20 protein-coding genes, 1 rRNA gene, 1 pseudogene and 1 riboswitch are annotated in these 17,484 nt (G+C 47.8%); of the genes and pseudogenes, 20 read left to right on the top strand and 2 right to left on the bottom strand.

Translation table 11 applies throughout. From position 1 onward, the window contains the following. Positions 1–106: ribosomal RNA gene (rrf, locus tag AC506A_RS29730) — 5S ribosomal RNA — on the top strand; the annotation flags it as partial. A 93-nt stretch (positions 107–199) separates the two neighbouring features. On the opposite strand, the gene AC506A_RS29725 is transcribed toward rrf, so the two are convergent. Beyond that, positions 200–730 (bottom strand): transposase, encoded by a 531-nt coding sequence (locus tag AC506A_RS29725; RefSeq protein ID WP_495464623.1) that lies wholly within the window; start codon positions 728–730, stop codon positions 200–202. Between the two features lie 222 nt (positions 731–952). Here AC506A_RS29725 and AC506A_RS29720 point away from each other — a divergent pair, with 222 nt between their 5' ends. The 10 genes from AC506A_RS29720 to rsmI all read left to right on the top strand — a co-directional run bounded on the left by AC506A_RS29720 (position 953) and on the right by rsmI (position 8,374). Beyond that, positions 953–1,141: a sigma factor G inhibitor Gin gene (locus AC506A_RS29720; protein ID WP_494822092.1), complete on the top strand. Its 189-nt coding sequence runs from the start codon at positions 953–955 to the stop codon at positions 1,139–1,141. Positions 1,142–1,317: 176 nt separating this feature from the next. Continuing rightward, on the top strand, positions 1,318–2,835 hold the full coding sequence (locus AC506A_RS29715) for an aminotransferase class I/II-fold pyridoxal phosphate-dependent enzyme (RefSeq protein WP_495464622.1): 1,518 nt from the start codon (positions 1,318–1,320) through the stop codon (positions 2,833–2,835). A 62-nt stretch (positions 2,836–2,897) separates the two neighbouring features. Then, positions 2,898–3,524, top strand: coding sequence for a dTMP kinase (tmk, locus tag AC506A_RS29710; RefSeq protein WP_495464621.1), 627 nt, complete (start codon positions 2,898–2,900; stop codon positions 3,522–3,524). Positions 3,525–3,597: 73 nt separating this feature from the next. After that, complete coding sequence (darA, locus tag AC506A_RS29705; protein WP_090985945.1) at positions 3,598–3,927, top strand: cyclic di-AMP receptor DarA; 330 nt, start codon at positions 3,598–3,600, stop codon at positions 3,925–3,927. A gap of 16 nt (positions 3,928–3,943) precedes the next feature. After that, positions 3,944–4,387 carry a YaaR family protein gene (locus AC506A_RS29700; RefSeq protein WP_495464620.1) on the top strand — a complete coding sequence of 148 codons (444 nt, stop codon included), beginning with the start codon at positions 3,944–3,946 and terminating at the stop codon, positions 4,385–4,387. Positions 4,388–4,406: 19 nt separating this feature from the next. Then, positions 4,407–5,384 (top strand): DNA polymerase III subunit delta', encoded by a 978-nt coding sequence (gene holB / locus AC506A_RS29695; protein ID WP_495464619.1) that lies wholly within the window; start codon positions 4,407–4,409, stop codon positions 5,382–5,384. Positions 5,385–5,388: 4 nt separating this feature from the next. After that, positions 5,389–6,189: a PSP1 domain-containing protein gene (locus AC506A_RS29690; RefSeq protein WP_495464618.1), complete on the top strand. Its 801-nt coding sequence runs from the start codon at positions 5,389–5,391 to the stop codon at positions 6,187–6,189. 84 nt (positions 6,190–6,273) lie between these two features. Then, positions 6,274–6,621, top strand: coding sequence for an initiation-control protein YabA (locus AC506A_RS29685; protein WP_495464625.1), 348 nt, complete (start codon positions 6,274–6,276; stop codon positions 6,619–6,621). 74 nt (positions 6,622–6,695) lie between these two features. Then, positions 6,696–7,478, top strand: a complete 783-nt coding sequence (locus AC506A_RS29680) for a tRNA1(Val) (adenine(37)-N6)-methyltransferase (RefSeq protein ID WP_495464617.1) — start codon at positions 6,696–6,698, stop codon at positions 7,476–7,478. Next, positions 7,475–8,374: a 16S rRNA (cytidine(1402)-2'-O)-methyltransferase gene (rsmI, locus tag AC506A_RS29675; protein WP_495464616.1), complete on the top strand. Its 900-nt coding sequence runs from the start codon at positions 7,475–7,477 to the stop codon at positions 8,372–8,374. The genes AC506A_RS29680 and rsmI overlap by 4 nt, the downstream gene beginning before the upstream one ends. A gap of 129 nt (positions 8,375–8,503) precedes the next feature. Here rsmI and AC506A_RS29670 read toward each other — a convergent pair whose 3' ends face one another. Then, positions 8,504–8,758, bottom strand: coding sequence for an AbrB/MazE/SpoVT family DNA-binding domain-containing protein (locus AC506A_RS29670; protein WP_090648939.1), 255 nt, complete (start codon positions 8,756–8,758; stop codon positions 8,504–8,506). Positions 8,759–9,031: 273 nt separating this feature from the next. Here AC506A_RS29670 and AC506A_RS29665 point away from each other — a divergent pair, with 273 nt between their 5' ends. The 9 genes and pseudogenes from AC506A_RS29665 to ispE all read left to right on the top strand — a co-directional run bounded on the left by AC506A_RS29665 (position 9,032) and on the right by ispE (position 17,460). Next, positions 9,032–10,348 (top strand): HD domain-containing protein, encoded by a 1,317-nt coding sequence (locus AC506A_RS29665; RefSeq protein ID WP_495464615.1) that lies wholly within the window; start codon positions 9,032–9,034, stop codon positions 10,346–10,348. A 21-nt stretch (positions 10,349–10,369) separates the two neighbouring features. Then, entirely contained in the window at positions 10,370–11,134 is a 765-nt protein-coding gene (locus tag AC506A_RS29660; RefSeq protein ID WP_091225522.1) for a TatD family hydrolase, read from the top strand. A gap of 187 nt (positions 11,135–11,321) precedes the next feature. Continuing rightward, a riboswitch (cyclic di-AMP (ydaO/yuaA leader) is annotated at positions 11,322–11,605 on the top strand. A 221-nt stretch (positions 11,606–11,826) separates the two neighbouring features. Beyond that, positions 11,827–12,975: a resuscitation-promoting factor gene (locus AC506A_RS29655; protein WP_495464614.1), complete on the top strand. Its 1,149-nt coding sequence runs from the start codon at positions 11,827–11,829 to the stop codon at positions 12,973–12,975. A gap of 117 nt (positions 12,976–13,092) precedes the next feature. After that, positions 13,093–13,656 carry a ribonuclease M5 gene (gene rnmV, locus AC506A_RS29650; RefSeq protein ID WP_495464613.1) on the top strand — a complete coding sequence of 188 codons (564 nt, stop codon included), beginning with the start codon at positions 13,093–13,095 and terminating at the stop codon, positions 13,654–13,656. Then, positions 13,653–14,564 carry a 16S rRNA (adenine(1518)-N(6)/adenine(1519)-N(6))-dimethyltransferase RsmA gene (gene rsmA, locus AC506A_RS29645; protein ID WP_495464612.1) on the top strand — a complete coding sequence of 304 codons (912 nt, stop codon included), beginning with the start codon at positions 13,653–13,655 and terminating at the stop codon, positions 14,562–14,564. The genes rnmV and rsmA overlap by 4 nt, the downstream gene beginning before the upstream one ends. 58 nt (positions 14,565–14,622) lie before the next feature. Next, positions 14,623–15,498 carry a sporulation peptidase YabG gene (yabG, locus tag AC506A_RS29640; RefSeq protein WP_091225518.1) on the top strand — a complete coding sequence of 292 codons (876 nt, stop codon included), beginning with the start codon at positions 14,623–14,625 and terminating at the stop codon, positions 15,496–15,498. A 151-nt stretch (positions 15,499–15,649) separates the two neighbouring features. After that, positions 15,650–15,922: a biofilm formation stimulator Veg gene (veg, locus tag AC506A_RS29635; RefSeq protein ID WP_090985921.1), complete on the top strand. Its 273-nt coding sequence runs from the start codon at positions 15,650–15,652 to the stop codon at positions 15,920–15,922. Positions 15,923–16,094: 172 nt separating this feature from the next. Then, positions 16,095–16,268: pseudogene (locus AC506A_RS29630) on the top strand (small, acid-soluble spore protein, alpha/beta type); the annotation flags it as partial. 337 nt (positions 16,269–16,605) lie between these two features. Continuing rightward, positions 16,606–17,460, top strand: coding sequence for a 4-(cytidine 5'-diphospho)-2-C-methyl-D-erythritol kinase (gene ispE, locus AC506A_RS29625; RefSeq protein WP_495464611.1), 855 nt, complete (start codon positions 16,606–16,608; stop codon positions 17,458–17,460). Positions 17,461–17,484: the final 24 nt, after the last annotated feature.

The following is a 17,484-nucleotide window of genomic DNA, read 5'->3' as shown; positions in this document are numbered from 1 at the left end:
TGGCGAAGGGGAACCACGCGTACCCATCCCGAACACGACCGTTAAGCCCTTCAGCGCCGATGGTACTTGGACCGCAGGGTCCTGGGAGAGTAGGACGTTGCCAAGCACGATGAACCGACCATATTCGATATGGTCGGTTTTTTGTTGCTTCTACATAAAAAGTCAGCTGCCGTCATCCATCCGTTTCGAAAGAAACGGATTATCGATGATAGAAGCTGACCTCAGTTACGGCGATGCGAAGTACGCCATTTCGTTTTGCCTTACGCAGCTTGCGCATGATGACAAGCCGGGGCGCCAGTATCCAAACATGGCACATAATAAGGCTGATCATTGTAGCTTCGTTGGCCCATGGATAGAAGACGCCAATGGCGCATAGACCAAGCCATAGTAAGTGGCGATGCAATCTTCGATACAAGGCAAGCTCGATGTGAGCTGTAGGAATGTAACCGATCCATGGTGGCATGATTCGCCAGCCCCATCTGCGATCGTCAGGCTCGTCAACACGGATAAGTGTTAACCGAGTAATAATAAACTGGATAACGAGGGTGCTTAAGAACCCAATTCCGAGTGCTTGCATACCGTCCATTTGATACATGAGCCAGAGGAAGATAGCAAGAATGGCCAGAACACTGAGATGGCTTCGCCGCAGCTCGTCTCGTACGAGCACTTTTTGGATGAGCTGATATTGATAGATTGTTGCTTTCTCTTGTTCAGCAAGTTTACCGCGCATGATGAGTCACGCCTTTCTGCCTTCTACACCATGTATCGGTAAATGGTTGGTTAATTTGTAGACTTCCCTTCGAAAGAAGTGCAAGCCCGTCGTCACCAACCTGGGCGCATCAACATAGACTGTATTACTATTTGAAATGGGCTATGAAAGTCGTATAGTTTACTAGACTTTGTGGCATACTAGAAGCAATGACATATTTTCACTTGGATGAGGTGAAACGAAATGATGGAAGAGACTGCGGGAAACTCATGCATTATTTGCGGCCATGAGAAAGAGCAAGGGATTCGAATCATTGATGAGTTTATTTGCGAAACCTGTGAGGTTGAGATGGTGCGTACAGAAGTGCAGGATGCTAAATACCCTTTCTTTATTCACCAACTAAAGCGGATCTGGATGCAAAATAATGCCTAAACGGACGTGCAGCATCAGCGCAATGTTCAAGTAATCCCTATTTCGTCTCGAGTTGTACAATTACCCGAGAATGGATAGGGGTTATTTTGTTTATTGGCTATGAATACACAGCAGGTTTATGTTGCTGTCATAATGGATTATGATGAGAGAAAGAAGTTTATACAGGGGGAAGTTACTTGGCATACCTTCATAACAAAGAGTGGCATGCGCCGCTATTCGATGCATTAACTACCTTGCAGCAATCGGATCCTGTAAGCTTTCATGTGCCAGGCCATAAGTATGGTCAATCTCTCACGCGTATGACTAGCATGAACGATGATGCATTACAGGCATTTCAAAATATGATGAAGATTGATGTAACTGAAATATCGATGACCGACGATCTTCATGCACCATCAGGTATCATACAAGAGTCACAAACACTAGCTGCAGAGTTGTTCGAATCACAGCAGACCTTCTTCCTCGTTGGAGGAAGCACGGTTGGTAATTTAGCGATGCTGCTAGCTGTATGTGGGCCTGGAGACCTAGTCATCGTACAGCGTAACGCGCATAAATCGGTTCTAAGCGGTTTAAAGCTCGCAGGGGCTAATGCTGTGTTTATCATGCCTCGTAAGGACGCAGGCAGCGGTTTAGACGTTTTACCGGATCTATCACAAATTGAAGAGGCCATGTCTAAATACCCAGAGGCAAAAGGCGTATTTCTAACGAACCCCAGCTATTACGGGCTGAGTATTGATTTAGAACCCTATGCAAACCTGATTCATGATTATGGAATGCTGCTTCTTGTTGATGAAGCGCATGGTGCCCATTATGGGCTGCATCCGGCATTTCCGCGTTCCGCTATGCAAGCAGGCGCGGATGCTGTGGTGCAATCGACACATAAAACATTGCCGGCACTGACGATGGGCGCTATGCTTCATGTTCAAGGTCCACGAATAAATACGATGGCGCTTGCAGATTCACTTCGAATGGTGCAAAGTTCAAGCCCATCGTATCCGATTATGGCCTCGCTTGATATGACGAGGGCCATGCTGCAAATGTATGGCAGCGATCTTTTTGAACAAGGTGTTCGTGCTGCTGGGACGTTTAGAAGTTGGATCAATGAACAACCGGCCTATCAGACACTAACACTGGTCGATGAGCAGGATCAATCACCAGCTGATGCAATTAGGATAGATCCGATTCGTGTCGTTTTGCGAGAAGCTCATGGGCGCTTGTCCGGGTTTGATCTGCAGCAACGCTTAGAACAGTACGGCTGTTATGCTGAGATGGCTGACCTTCGTTATGTTGTACTATTATTTGGGCTGGCAGCATCTGATTCGGATGTAGCTAGACTTCAAAAAGCGCTGATTGCAATAGCAGAAGAAGTTGAGTTCGAGGGTTTGGAAGCTAAGGATAACCTCGATATGCCAATCGATCATCATCGAACGTTGTCGGAACCGGTTGCATTCACGAGATCAGGTGTAAAACATACATCATACGGGACTGAAATAATTGCATTGTCGAAATCGGCAGGACGTTATACCGTAGAAGCGATTATCCCCTATCCCCCCGGCATTCCACTGCTCTATGAAGGCGAACGGATTACGGAGGAAGCTATTCATTACATTCAACAGCTCATGGAGCATGGCGCGAGATGCCAAGGAGCAATAGATCCAACCATGCAGACGATAACAGTATTGCGGACAGGCTAGTCGTTTACGCCTATGATTGGCTTTGATATGATAAGGGTATTAACAGACAGAGGAGTACTGAAGTGAAAAAAGGGTTGTTTTTGACAATAGAAGGCGGCGAAGGAGCAGGTAAAACGACCCTTATTGAGGGCGTCGTACATGCACTGAGGGCCCAAGGCAGAAATGTCATGATGACGAGAGAACCAGGAGGCATCCCGATTGCTGAGCAAATTCGACAGGTAATCCTGGATACAGCGAATACATCCATGGATGCGCGGACAGAGGCGCTTCTCTATGCAGCAGCCAGAAGACAGCATCTTGTTGAGAAGGTACTGCCGGCACTAGCTCAAGGCGATGTTGTCATATGCGATCGTTTTGTCGATAGCAGCCTGGCCTATCAGGGTTATGCACGCGGGCTTGGCGTTGAAGAAGTATGGTCCATCAACCAATTTGCGATAGAAGGCTTTATGCCACAATTGACGATATGGATGGATATATCAGCGGAGGCCGGCATAGCACGGATTAATGCTACATCCGGACGGGAGATCAATCGACTGGACCTGGAGAGTATAGCGTTTCATGAGAAGGTGCGTGAAGGATATCGCAGGCTGATGGCTGCCGATCCGGATCGAATTGTGCGCGTTGATGCCGAACAAACGCAGGAGAACGTGTTGAATGATGTCATTGCTATAATAAATAGACGATTTTAAAGGATTATTTACAAGGGATGTCAAATTAATAATAATGTAACGATGTCTTTCGAAAATTTTAGGAGGGATATTGATGAAATTAGTTATTGCGATTGTACAGGATAAAGATAGCAACCGGTTGTCGAATGCACTTGTAAGAGAGGGATTCCGAGCAACCAAGCTGGCAAGTACCGGCGGGTTTCTACGTGCAGGCAACACAACCTTCATGATCGGTATTGAGGATGAACGAGTTCATGAGGTTATGACGGTTATTCGTTCGAACTGTAAAGTCCGCGATCAGCTTGTTTCACCTGTATCTCCTATGGGCAGTACGACAGATGCCTATATTCCGTTCCCTGTTGAAGTGCAAGTTGGCGGTGCTGCGGTATTCGTCGTACCGGTAGAGCGGTTCGAACATTTCTGATTGGACGTGAACTTCAATGAAGATTAATCCGGGTTGGCGTCCTTTAGGGCAAGACCGTACGCGGCCGGACCTCGGCTCCAAACCGATTGCGCCTAAGAACTTTTCAGATGTTATGAATTTTCAGGACGAACAACGTACCATTGAACAGCTGCAGGAGAAACTGCAAAATATCCATAATCAAGGGGAGCGGCTCTCAAGATCGATGACCGTAAGAGAGCTGCGGCTGTATCGCCAGATGGTGAAGCAATTCCTCGAAGATACTGTAAGACGGGGTATCGGAATGAGAGAAACGCGCGGATTTGACCGTCGTGGCCGTACGAAGCGATATAAGTTATTAGAGGAAATTGATTCTTCACTTGTTTTGATGGGTGAAGAGCTGCTTGAAACCGAAGAAGGACGGCTTGAGCTGCTGCAAAAAGTCGGGGATATTCGCGGCATTCTAATTAATTTGTTTTTCTAGCATAGAGGGGATCTTTACCATGAGCATTGCACAGCTTGCCGGGCAACCGAAGGCGAAACGCATTTTGTTTTATGCGCTGACAAGCGGCAAAGTTTCGCATGCCTATTTATTTAGTGGGCCGCCCGGAAGCGGGCGGATGAACATGGCAATGGCTTTTGCTAAAGCACTGTTCTGTACAGGCGAAGGCGATGACGCTTGCGGCGAATGTTTGGAGTGCCGAAAGTTTGAGCATGGCAACCAGCCGGATTTGCATCTGGTGGAACCAGATGGAAATTCCATTAAAATCGACCAAATTCGCGAGCTTCAAAGGGAGCTTGCCTATCGAAATATAAGCACGTCACGCAAAATCTATATTGTGCAGCGTTGTGAGACGATGACACTTCAAGCTGCAAACAGCTTGCTTAAGTTTCTGGAAGAGCCGCAGTCGCCGGTTGTGGCGATTCTTCTGACAGAGAATGGACAAGCCGTACTGCCAACGATCCGTTCACGAACACAATGGGTTCCATTCATGCCGCTTGCACCGAATGATATGCTGCAAACGTTGGCGAATGAAGGAGTTCCTCAACTGCCGGCTCGTGCTGCCGTTCATCTTGCATCGGGATTAGATGCGTGCAGGGCGCTTATCCAGCAGAATGGGTTTGCAGAAATGAGAAACGTAGTGATACAATTAGGAAAGGACAGTCTCACGCGGTTTACTGCGGCGATGATGTCTGCGCAACAGCATATTTTTAAGACAGAGCTTGGTGAGCAGCCTCAGCTTCTGTTGTCATTACTCGTATTATGGTACAAAGATATGATTCATTTTCAAGCAGGAAGACACGAGGCTCTTGTTTTTATAGATCAGCTTGATTGGATTGGTAAGCATGCATTCTCACGTTCGGCTGAGGGCTGGGTGAAATGTATGGAGTATACGCTTGAGGCAGGCAAACGCATGCGAGCGCATGTATCGCCGCAATTAGCGCTTGAGCAGCTGCTAATCCGTGTACAGGAGGGGTGAAACGTTGTATAACGTCGTTGGTGTCCGCTTCAAGAAGGCGGGCAAAATCTATTATTTTGACCCGGTCGATTTCCCAATAGATAAGGATCAGCATGTCATTGTTGAGACGGCAAGAGGGATTGAATACGGTAAAGTAGTGGTTGGACAGAAACAAGTCGGAGAAGCAGATGTTGTCCTTCCTCTTAAGAAAGTCATTCGGATCGCCGGTGACAATGACGCCAAAATTGTCGAAGAGAACAAGGCAGCCGCACGCAACGCGTTTGCGACCTGTCTTGAGAAAATAAGAGATCATCAGCTTAAGATGAAACTCGTTGATGTCGAATTTACATTCGATCGCAATAAAATTATTTTTTACTTCACAGCTGAAGGCCGCGTTGACTTCCGTGAGCTCGTTAAGGATCTGGCCAGCGTATTCCGTACACGAATTGAGCTTAGACAAATCGGTGTGCGGGATGAAGCGAAGATGCTTGGCGGTATTGGACCTTGCGGACGCGTATTATGCTGTTCGACTTGGCTCGGTGATTTTGAACCGGTGTCCATTAAGATGGCGAAAGATCAGAACTTATCGCTGAATCCGACCAAAATTTCCGGCTTGTGCGGACGACTCATGTGTTGCTTGAAATATGAGCATGACAATTATGAGAGCGTTCGCGAAGAATTGCCGGCAGTAGGCAAGATTGTTGTCACTTCGTATGGTGAAGGTAAAGTAACCGGAATCAATGCAGGCTCTAAATCGGTTTATGTACAGCTCTTCGATGGAGGCAAACCGAAGGAACTACCGCTTGATGATGTTGTAGTGAAATAAGTAAGCAAATCCGAAGCTGTATAGCCTTGGGGTGGAGACTTGAAAAAAGACATATTTAGTCAAATAAGCGAATTGGAATCCCATATGGGAAACCTTCATGTTGAGCTGGGAGCGATGAAGCAGAAAATCAAATCGCTCTTGGAAGAAAACAACCGGCTTAGTATAGAAAATCAGCAGTTGCGCAAAGTATTAAAACGGGAAACTTCCAGCCATACGCCTAAGCCGGTACCGGTCGCAGCCGTGGAAGATGATTCTCAACCCATGCCGATTGATGAACCTGTGCTGGCAAGTGATGCGACAGGCGTTGGGCAAGGGTATGATAATTTGGCGAGATTGTATCATGAAGGTTTTCATATTTGTAATCTCTATTATGGACATTTGCGAACGGAAGGCGATTGTTTGTTCTGCCTTTCGTTTCTCAATAAGGAATAAGAAACAAGACCCTTCCATAGGGTCTTGTTTGCATATTCAAGGTGATCGAATTTGGCAGACGTAAGGAGCAATTAATGATGATTAATGAAGTAACATTGGAACCGAATGAACGGCTGGATGATTTACTAACGCATCAACTACATATTATCCAGAGTCGTGAAGTGTTCAGTTTCTCTATGGATGCCGTATTACTGGCTCGATTCGCCGCTGTGCCGCCGCGCGGCAAAATCTTGGATCTGTGTACGGGCAATGGCGTTATACCGCTGCTCCTGACGACAAGGACGAAAGCACAGATTGATGCCGTTGAAATTCAGCCTCGGCTTGCTGACATGGCAAGACGGAGTGTAAAGGCCAATGGGCTTGAGGATCGCATTCATATTTATGAAGGCGATTTACGTGACTTTTATAAACAAAGCGGACATGGAAATTACGATGTGATTACGGTAAATCCACCTTATATGCCTGCTGGGACAGGTGATCAGAATGAGAATGAGCATTTTGCTGCGGCTAGGCACGAGCGTAATGGAACGCTGGATGACATCGTGGCAGCATGTGCGCGGCATGTGCGGCCAGGTGGACGAGTCGCAATGGTGCATCGTCCCAATCGATTGGTCGAGATACTGGAAACATTCCGTAAGTGGAAGCTTGAACCCAAACGTATTCGATTCGTGCATCCACATGCCGGAGCCGAAGCTAATATGGTACTAATAGAAGCGGCAAGAGATGGAAAACCGGATCTGAAGCTGCTGCCCCCGATGATCGTATATAATGAACAGCGACAATATAATGATGAGTTAATGCGGATTTATTATGGAGATCAAGCGCCGGAAGCGGAAATGAGGGATTCGAGCAAATGATCGTACAGCGTAGTTTCAGTGGAGCAGATGCCGGCAGCGCAGGCGGGGCCGGAACGTTGTATTTAGTTGGTACGCCTATCGGCAATCTAGAGGACATGACCTTTCGGGCGATTCGAATTTTAAAAGAAGTCGATATAATTGCAGCAGAGGATACACGCCAAACACGCAAGCTGCTGGCTCATTATGAAATTTCGACTAGGCTTGTCAGCTACCATGAGCATAATAAGGATGCGAGCGGTCCCGAACTAATCAGGCTGCTGGCAAGCGGACAGTCCATTGCGCTTGTAAGCGATGCAGGGCTGCCGGCAATATCAGATCCGGGTGCTGATCTGGTTGCAGCAGCAGCTGAGAGCAGCATTGCAATAGTACCGATTCCGGGAGCGAATGCAGCGTTATCTGCATTAATTATCTCGGGTCTGTCGACAGAGAAGTTTCTGTTTACGGGCTTCCCTCCACGGGAACGCAAGTCTCTTACTTCTTGGCTGCAGCCATTGCAAAGACAAGAGGCAACATTGATTTGTTACGAGTCGCCGCATCGGATCGTAAAGACACTTGCAGTTATGCTTGAGCAGCTGGGTGATCGGAAGATGGCGATGGTGCGAGAATTAACGAAACGTCATGAAGAAGCTGCCCGAGGAACGATATCGGAGTGTATATCATGGCTGGAAGAGAATCCGCCACTTGGCGAGTATTGTTTGGTTATTGCAGGTGTAAGCAAAGAAGAAGCAGCTCAATTGCAGCTGGATGATCCGGTATGGTGGAGCGGGCTAGAGCTGGAGGAGCATGTCAGCCGATACGAGGAGCAAGGTGAGGATCGGAAGGAAGCCATTAAGCGAACAGCGCTTGATCGAGGGTTGCAAAAACGAGATGTATATAATGAAGTAATGAAAAAATAGAAGAATTCTAGAAATGAAAAAAAAGACCTTCCTGACCATTATGGCTCAGGAAGGCATCAAGGAGTATAAAAAGGTTAGAATTAACAGGTTTGATAAATGTATTATAACCTATAAATCTGAATTTGTCTCTTATTTTGTAACGGGAGTTGGCATTTCTGTTAAACAAACGTTACAAACGATTTTGCCTTTGAAATAAGCGACGTTCTCCGCGTTGCCGCAGAAGATACAAGCCGGCTCATATTTCTTCAGCATAATGCGCTCGCCATCCACGTAGATCTCAAGAGCATCCTTCTCACCGATTCCAAGCGTACGGCGCAATTCAATTGGAATTACAACACGTCCCAGTTCATCTACTTTACGCACAATACCTGTAGATTTCATCATATCTATTATTCCCCTTCGCAATGGATTAAGTCGTCATCATTCGACAAAATTCTATCATATAATGCCTTTATAATACCAACGTTTCCCATAATAGTCAACCTGGATTTATCGGTAATTGTGACCATTTTAACTGATTATCGTTGTAAATAGGCACTTATTCAATATCTATATAGTACTGCAAACGTAGTGTGGTTGGAAATGAAATTGCGACATTATTCGACAATAGTTCGACAATTGTGTCGAATGATTGAACTTGAAGGAGCGTGATTCGACATGAGTGCTGCTCATCGAGAGGACAAACTCGCAGAAGAGAAAGTATTTAAGGACCCCGTACATAAGTATATTTACGTTCAAGATCAACTGATTTGGCAGCTTATTAATACAAGGGAATTTCAGCGGCTGCGTCGTATACGCCAGCTCGGCACTTCTTATTTGACCTTTCATGGAGCAGAGCACAGCCGGTTCTCTCATTCCCTTGGCGTCTACGAAATTACTCGCAAAATTATATCTCAGTTTGAGCGCAGCGGGTATACCGATTGGCCAAAGGAAGAGAAGCTGGTTGCCCTATGTGCAGCATTGCTTCATGACATCGGACATGGACCCTTCTCTCATTCGATTGAAGATGTGTTCGACAGCCACCATGAGGAGTGGACTTGCCGCATTTTGCTTGGAAATACGGAAATTAATACGGTCTTGCGTGAATTTGATCCGAGCTACCCCGAGCGTATTGCCGCCGTTATTTGTAAAACCTATCATCAGCCTATTGTGGTTAGTCTGGTCTCCAGTCAGATGGATGCCGACCGCATGGATTATTTGCTTAGGGATGCTTATTTTACAGGAGTGAATTACGGTACCTTTGATCTTGAGCGGATTTTGCGAGTGCTGCGGCCTCATCAAGGAAGAATCGTTGTGAAGGAGAGCGGCATGCATGCGGTCGAGGATTATCTCATGTCTCGCTATCAGATGTACTGGCAGGTTTATTTTCACCCGGTTACGAGAAGCTCGGAGATTATATTAAGGCAAATCTTTCGAAGGGCAAAAGAGCTCTTCGGCAGTGACTACGAATTTCATTCATTAATGAAGCCTATTCAGATGCTGCTATCGGGCACAATAGATATTGAAGGCTATTTGGATTTGGATGAAGCACTTGTTCAAACGGCCTTCGCGCAATGGGTCCATGAGCCTGATCCTGTGTTATCAGACCTATGCCGCCGGTTCCTTAATCGCAAGCTGTACAAATATGTAACGATGGATCACCCTGACGAGAAGCTATGGCAGGAAATCCGTGACCACTTGCGAGAAATCGGCCTTCATCCGGACTATCACCTAGAAATTGACTTTCCTTACGACATGCCCTACGATGTTTATCGTCCCGGTTCAACAACTGCTGCGGGCAAAGAGGAAAAACCTCCGATTCTGCTGCTGAGCAGTGATGAACGATTGTCGGAAATCTCTAGCCGTTCGGATATCATTCGATCGATCACCGGTATCCATCAAGGCAGGTACCACCTTTATTACCCGGAGGAACCGCTTCGCGAATCAGCCCACCTGCTGCCTGCGAAAATCCGCGAATTATTTGCTTTAATGTAGAAAGGGGTTTCTAGTTACACGATGTTAATCGACACGCACACACATTTAGACTCGCATAAATTCGACGAAGACCGAGCAGAAGTTATCGAAAGAGCGCAGGCTGCCGGCGTACATAAGCTCATCAATATCGGCTTCAACCGTGAAACAATTCCAACAACGATGGCGCTTGCCGAGCAGTATTCCTTTATTTATGCTGCTGTCGGCTGGCATCCGGTTGACAGCATTGATATGCGCCCCGAGGATTTAGACTGGATTGCGTCGCTGTGTGACCATCCGAAGGTCGTGGCAATCGGCGAGATTGGCCTGGATTATCACTGGGATACATCGCCGAAGGATGTTCAGCAGCGTGTATTCCGCGAGCAAATTCAATTGGCCAAGCAGAAACGAATGCCGATCGTCATTCATAACCGGGATGCTCATGAGGACGTCGTCAGATTGCTCCGCGAAGAAGATGCCAAGGATGTTGGCGGCGTCATGCACTGCTTCTCCGGCAGCTGGGAAACGGCGAAACAATGTCTCGATATGAACTTCTATATTTCATTCGGTGGACCGCTTACATTTACGAATGCGAGGGTGCCAAAGGAAGTGCTTTCACAAGTGCCTCTGGACCGAATTTTGATCGAGACGGATGCTCCCTACCTGGCACCTCATCCCCATCGTGGGAAGCGAAATGAGTCTTCTTTCGTCCGTCTTGTAGCAAACACGATTTCGGAGATAACCGGTAAAAGTGTGGAGGAAGTCGGCAAAATAACCACCGAAAATGCAATGAAATGTTTTGGAATCTGATGAAAACGGCTTTGAAAGCAAGGATTTGGGACTATTCTCGTGATAAAACTGATTTTGATTGAAGAAATTGCTTACTTTTCGCCTATTTTTCCTTGAAATTCGTTAAAATCGTCATTAATCAGTTCTTTACAATGTGCCGCGGTAGACGTTATGATTCATTTCAGAGCAACAAAACTTGTATTCCTTTTCCAATAAAACGCTTAATCTCCGTGTTTCGGAGAGCGGGGGAACCAATTGTTGAAACTGTTTGTATCAAGAAGAAACAGCTTGTTCGTTTCTTCCCCTTAAAACGTGTTCGTCGACTAAAGGGCGACACTGTTTTGTACAAGGCAGACAGCGATAGACATGAAATTCTTCTTGGGGTGAATTTTGCGACTGGCACAGCTAGTATTAATCCGTGCTATTAGCGAATAGGGCGACTCTCACGTCCGAATCCGACAGCTAACCTCGTAAGCGTCAATAAGAGAGATCAACCTCGTGAATGCAACTCCATGCTACCATTGTCTAATGGGAAGCCACGAAACAGATCCTCTGTCGTCGGGCTTCTTTTTGTTTGAAAGAAGCATAAACTGACGACAAAAGCTGTATTATGGAAGTGGTCCGGGGCGGAAATTGGAAAGAAAATCTCTATAGTCGCGTCTATGTAATCATGCAAACAAAGGCGGCGGGGCTATGTAAGGAGGACCGAAGAAATGGGAGCACTCCAGCTTAAGGACACCCATGGGAAACGATCATCCAGCATGTCTTTCGCATTGCGATGGAAGCATGAGAACGTGCGTTTAATTGTACTAAGCGCCATGATCTCAATCGCTATGACTTTCATGTTTCTGGTGTTGTTGTACGGAACGGCTGACAAGCGCGTGTCCGTAGTAGTGAATGGACGAGAAACCATTGTCTCTACGAAGCAATGGGTCCTTCAACGCCTACTGGATGAACAAGCTATTGCAATTGGCACTTATGATAAAGTGTCGATGCCGCTTGATGGCGGTATCAAAGACGGTGACCGAATTGTCATTAACCAAGCGGTGCCTCTTATTGTGAAAGCTGACGGCAAAGCAAGAACGTTGTACACGACAGAAAGAACCGTACAGGCGGCGATCGATCAGGCTCATATATCGATACGCAGTCAAGATAAGGTAGTACCTTCGTTATCCGCGACACTCAAGCCGAATATGATCATTTCGATCACTCGGATTGACACGAAGATCTCGGAGAGTACCCACCCCGTTCCTTACTCCATTGTGAAGAAGGATGATCCCAAGCTAGCGCTAGGGAAAGAACAGCTTGTCCAAACGGGTAAACAAGGCACTGTCGTTAAACGTTATGAAAAGACTTTCGAAGACGGCGTTCTAGTCTCACAGACACTCGTTGAGAAGTTGACCAAGTCACCTTCTGTCGATCAGATTGTGTCGGTCGGGACGAAGAAGCCTGAGCCGAAGGTAACGATGCTGAAGGCGAGTTCGCCGAATGTATCCACCATGACGAAGCGAGGCGTTACTTTCAGTTCGAAGAAAATACTGAAGAATGTAACCCTTACGGCTTATTCAGCCGGCGTGGCTTCGACAGGCAAAGGAAAGAACCATCCACAGTACGGCATCACCGCATCGGGAGCACGCGTTCAGGAAGGCCGTACCATTGCGGTCGACCCGAAAGTCATTCCGATCGGCTGGTGGGTGTATATCGAAGGAATCGGTTTCCGACGAGCCGAGGATACGGGCAGTGCAGTCAAAGGCAACAAGATTGATGTTTATTTTGACAGCGAGTCGTATGCCGATAAATTTGGTCGGAAGCGGGGCTATACTGTGTATGTGCTAGGTCCGAAGAAACCGGAAGCACTATAGGCAGTATTTCCACGGTATGAACATGCGTATCGTATTTCGAGCGTAAATATGCCATCATAAGAAGAGGCGATGCCTCTTCTTTTTGCATGTTGTATTGAAGGGAAGGAATGGAGTCCCATGATTAAAGAAATCATTGTAGTAGAAGGTAAAGACGATACCGTTGCCATTAAGCGTGCCGTAGAGGCAGAAACCATCGAGACCGGTGGTTCGGCGATTGGCGAGGCGGTTATCCGCCGAGTCATGCTGGCTCAGGAGCGCAGAGGCGTTATTATTTTTACCGACCCCGATCATGCGGGCGAGCGAATCCGCAAAATCGTAGCGCAGCGGGTACCAGGCTGCAAGCATGCTTTTCTTCCACAGGAGGAAGCGCTCTACAAAGGGGATATTGGTGTCGAGAACGCATCACCGGAAGCAATCAAGCGAGCACTCGCTAATTTGCGTACAGAAGCGACGTCTGACACTGCAGGTCTTGCTGAGGTCACGATGGATGATTTAATGCAAGCAGGCCTGCTCGTACATCCGCAAGCTTCGGATAGACGGCTGAGGATGGGCAATCTGCTCGGAATCGGCTATGCGAACGGCAAGCAGTTCTATAAACGCTGTTCGATGTTTCGAATCACGCGTGAGGAATTTATGCGGGCTCTAACCACGATGGAGCAGGCGAGCGAAGGAGATCAATGATGGCAGAGGGAATTAAGGCAGGTGTCGACGTCGCTTCACCGAAGCGGACGAAAGACATTATCGCCAGATACGGTTTTACATTTAAGAAGAGCCTCGGTCAGAACTTTCTGATCGATCAAAATATTTTACGCAACATCGTCAGTGCAGCTGAGTTGGATGAGACAAAAGGCGCGCTTGAAATCGGGCCGGGTATCGGCGCATTGACGCAGCAATTGGCACACGCAGCAGGACGCGTAGCCGCAGTGGAGATCGACAATCGGCTTATTCCGATTCTAAAGGATGTACTGGCGGATACGCCGAATGTGCACGTCGTACATGGCGATGTGCTGAAGCTCGACCTGGCGGAGCTGCTAAAGGAGCAGTTTGCCGGGCTCTCAGGCGTAAGCGTGGTGGCGAACCTGCCGTATTACGTAACGACACCGATTCTAATGAAGCTGTTAGAAGAGAAGCTGCCGCTTGAGCACATCGTCGTTATGATCCAGAAGGAAGTCGCACAGCGGATGGCAGCCAAGCCTGGTGGCAAAGAGTACGGAAGCCTCAGCGTTGCCGTGCAGTACTACTGTGTGCCTGAGCTGGTTTGTATTGTACCGCATACGGTGTTTATTCCCCAGCCGAATGTAGATTCTGCAGTTATCAAGCTTTCACTGCGGGACAAGCCTGCTGTTGAAGTCGAGGACGAAGCGCATTTCTTCCAAACCGTGCAAGCTTGTTTCGCACAGCGCCGCAAGACCATTGCGAACAATTTGACCGCTTATGTAGGCAAAGTGAATCGTGAGAAGCTCGGACCATTGCTAACGGGCATCGGTATTGATCCGTCAAGGCGCGGGGAGACCTTGTCCCTTGCGGAGTTTGCCGCATTAAGCCGCGCACTGCTGGCTGCAGATCTGCACAGCGAAGACAAAAAATAAAAGTGAGCGCACCATAACGGGCGTCTCCCCATAGGATAGACGAAGAGGTGATTTGCCCATGAAGCAAGGGGACCTGGTCGTCCGCAAATCCTATGGCGGGGACGTCCTTTTTCGTGTTGCGACAATTCTAGAACAGACAGCCATCCTGAAGGGCACCGACTATCGTCTGCTTGCAGACGCGCCAATTGTCGATTTGTCCGTTATGAGCGATCCGGAATCCTCCGGTGCAGCGAGGCAGGCACGCATTAAAGCCAGCGAGTCCACGCTTAGGATGCAGGAACAACGTGAGCAGCAGATAATTGAACGTGAACTGCAGCGCGCGCAAAGTCAATCCCAGCCGTACTTTGAGGTGCCCGGAAAAGTACTTCATTTGGACGGGGACAGCAACTATATGAGAAAAAGTATGCAGCTGTATACGCAAATGCGCGTCCCTGCTCACGGAGTATATGTGCATGAATCACAAATGGCCGACGTGGTTTACCGACTGCTTCCGCAAATCAAACCGGATATTGTCGTAATTACGGGCCATGACGGCGTACTCAAGACACGGAACCAGGACGATTTGCATAACCTGGCCAGCTACAAAAACTCGCAAAATTTCGTCAATGCGGTACGGATTGCGCGTCAATATGAGAAAAGCAAAGATAGCTTAATTGTCGTAGCAGGCGCATGCCAATCGCATTATGAAGCGCTGCTGCAAAATGGATCGAACTTCGCCAGTTCTCCGGGCAGGGTGCTCATTCATGCCTTGGATCCCGTTTACGTGGCCATTAAAGCCAGCTACACCTCCATTCGCGAAACCATTAATTTATCGGATGTCATCCACGGCACAATCAGCGGTATAGATGGTGTCGGGGGCATTGAAACATTAGGAAAGTTCCGGGTTGGGTTACCTAAACCTAAAACACTGACCGGTGTAAAGCCAACTGTTTAATATGGCTGCTTCGGGCTAAATTATACATTGCGGCGAAAAAAATAGCCTTTTATATATTGACACCAAAGTGACTCCACTGTTATAATTATAATTTTTTGACAAACCACCTCCTTTTGGTTATAATGGACAAGGAAAGAGGTGGTAGTGCACAATGGCAAAAAATGCGCTATTGGAAATCAAACGCAGTTTGGAAACCCATGTCGGCTCCAAAATCCGTCTTCGTGCAAACGGTGGTCGTCGAAAGACGATTGAGCGGACCGGTGTGTTAGAAGAAATCTACCCTTCTGTATTTATTGTCAGGCTCGACCAGGAGCAGCATGCGTTTAAGCGCGTCTCTTACAGCTACGCCGATATATTGACGGAGTCCGTTGAAGTTACGGTGGACAGCGATGATGGTCAAGTACGCATTACGTATATACAATGAGATAAATATGATACGAACATGTGCAGGTTTGCGGACGCGGCGAAAGCAGCGTAGGCAGGATCTGCACTTTTTTTTGTACTTAAATCGCGCTACCTCCACCTCCGCCTCCGTATGAGAACGATAAAAACAACCATACTAAAGGTACTACCCGTTTAAAAGGAGGAGAGTGCTTATGTCACGCAGACGCCGCGGTACGATGAGTGAAGAATTGAAGAATGAGTTGGCGAAGGATCTGGGCTTCTATGATACCGTGCAGAAGGAAGGCTGGGGAGGCATTAAAGCGAAGGATGCCGGCAACATGGTGAAACGCGCGATTCAAATCGCCGAGCAGGCCGCAGCTAAGCAGTATGCCGCACAGCAATCGCAGTCGCAGTCGCAGTATCAGCGCCAAACCTATCAGTCGCCACAATCGACGTATAGTCCGCAGCCTGCCCGCAAGCCTTTTATGCAGCCTCAAACACAGTCCAGTTATGCACCACAGCGGCAGCAGGCATCCGGTATCATTCCGGCGTATATGCATCAAGCCACGCAGCAGCAAGCGTCCCAATATCAACCCCACTAATGGGTTATTTCAAGCTAAGATGATGAGCAGGCCCGCAAACTGCTCAAAGCCTCTTAGCTTTTCTTATGACCTTTTGTTATAATATGTGAAGTTTAACGATAACGGACGGGTGAGCCTACATATGAAGATTTATGAGAAAGCGCCGGCAAAGATCAACCTGCTGCTGGATGTCATGCGTAAGCGTGAAGACGGATTCCATGAGGTTGAAATGATTATGACTATGGTTGATTTAGCGGATCGGCTCGAGATGGAAGAGCTTCCGCGGGATACCATCATTATTTCGAGTCAGGCGGGGTATATTCCGCTCGATGAGAAGAATTTAGCCTTTCAGGCAGCAAGACTGATTAAGGATCGCTACAATGTCCGCAAAGGCGTCTATATTCATCTGGACAAGAAGATACCGGTAGCCGCAGGACTTGCCGGCGGAAGCAGTGATGCAGCCGCTACACTGCGTGGACTGAATCGCTTGTGGCAGCTAGGCATCTCCGAAGAAGAGCTGTGCACGCTTGGTGCGGAGCTTGGCTCTGACGTACCGTTCTGCGTAACAGGTGGTACTGCGATTGCACGCGGCCGCGGAGAGAAGCTGGAGCGGATCAACAATCCGCCGCAATGTTGGGTCATTCTGGCGAAGCCGCCGATTAACGTTTCAACGGCAGACGTGTACGGGAAGCTGCGCGCCTCTGAGCTAAAGCAGCATCCGTCCACATCGGACATGCTGTCCGCAATCTCTAGCGGCTCATTTGGAGGCGTATGCACGTATCTGGGCAATGTGCTGGAATCGGTGACACTACAGCTTCACCCCGAGGTGCTGCAGCTCAAGGAAATTATGCAGCGTCTAGGCGCAGATGGCGTGCTGATGTCAGGAAGCGGGCCGACGGTTTTCGGACTTGTAAGCAAGGAAGCCAAGGTTTCGCGCATCTATAACGGACTCCGTGGATTTTGCAAAGAAGTCTATGTGGTAAGAATGCTGACATGAACCCTACGTGCGTCTTGATTAAAT

The sequence above is a fragment of the Paenibacillus sp. N22P23 genome, from assembly GCF_059383735.1.
Note: the sequence above shows the minus strand (reverse complement) of the source record. Positions and strands in the feature narration are given on the sequence as shown.

What these genes read in the sequence shown, in the direction of transcription:
- AC506A_RS29725 (WP_495464623.1), bottom strand. Translation starts at nt 730, where the DNA reads ATGCGCGGTAAACTTGCTGAACAAGAGAAAGCAACAATCTATCAATAT.
- AC506A_RS29720 (WP_494822092.1), top strand. Translation starts at nt 953, where the DNA reads ATGATGGAAGAGACTGCGGGAAACTCATGCATTATTTGCGGCCATGAG.
- darA (WP_090985945.1), top strand. Translation starts at nt 3,598, where the DNA reads ATGAAATTAGTTATTGCGATTGTACAGGATAAAGATAGCAACCGGTTG.
- AC506A_RS29700 (WP_495464620.1), top strand. Translation starts at nt 3,944, where the DNA reads ATGAAGATTAATCCGGGTTGGCGTCCTTTAGGGCAAGACCGTACGCGG.
- holB (WP_495464619.1), top strand. Translation starts at nt 4,407, where the DNA reads ATGAGCATTGCACAGCTTGCCGGGCAACCGAAGGCGAAACGCATTTTG.
- AC506A_RS29685 (WP_495464625.1), top strand. Translation starts at nt 6,274, where the DNA reads ATGGGAAACCTTCATGTTGAGCTGGGAGCGATGAAGCAGAAAATCAAA.
- AC506A_RS29680 (WP_495464617.1), top strand. Translation starts at nt 6,696, where the DNA reads ATGATGATTAATGAAGTAACATTGGAACCGAATGAACGGCTGGATGAT.
- rsmI (WP_495464616.1), top strand. Translation starts at nt 7,475, where the DNA reads ATGATCGTACAGCGTAGTTTCAGTGGAGCAGATGCCGGCAGCGCAGGC.
- AC506A_RS29670 (WP_090648939.1), bottom strand. Translation starts at nt 8,758, where the DNA reads ATGATGAAATCTACAGGTATTGTGCGTAAAGTAGATGAACTGGGACGT.
- AC506A_RS29665 (WP_495464615.1), top strand. Translation starts at nt 9,032, where the DNA reads ATGAGTGCTGCTCATCGAGAGGACAAACTCGCAGAAGAGAAAGTATTT.
- AC506A_RS29660 (WP_091225522.1), top strand. Translation starts at nt 10,370, where the DNA reads ATGTTAATCGACACGCACACACATTTAGACTCGCATAAATTCGACGAA.
- AC506A_RS29655 (WP_495464614.1), top strand. Translation starts at nt 11,827, where the DNA reads ATGGGAGCACTCCAGCTTAAGGACACCCATGGGAAACGATCATCCAGC.
- rnmV (WP_495464613.1), top strand. Translation starts at nt 13,093, where the DNA reads ATGATTAAAGAAATCATTGTAGTAGAAGGTAAAGACGATACCGTTGCC.
- rsmA (WP_495464612.1), top strand. Translation starts at nt 13,653, where the DNA reads ATGATGGCAGAGGGAATTAAGGCAGGTGTCGACGTCGCTTCACCGAAG.
- yabG (WP_091225518.1), top strand. Translation starts at nt 14,623, where the DNA reads ATGAAGCAAGGGGACCTGGTCGTCCGCAAATCCTATGGCGGGGACGTC.
- veg (WP_090985921.1), top strand. Translation starts at nt 15,650, where the DNA reads ATGGCAAAAAATGCGCTATTGGAAATCAAACGCAGTTTGGAAACCCAT.
- ispE (WP_495464611.1), top strand. Translation starts at nt 16,606, where the DNA reads ATGAAGATTTATGAGAAAGCGCCGGCAAAGATCAACCTGCTGCTGGAT.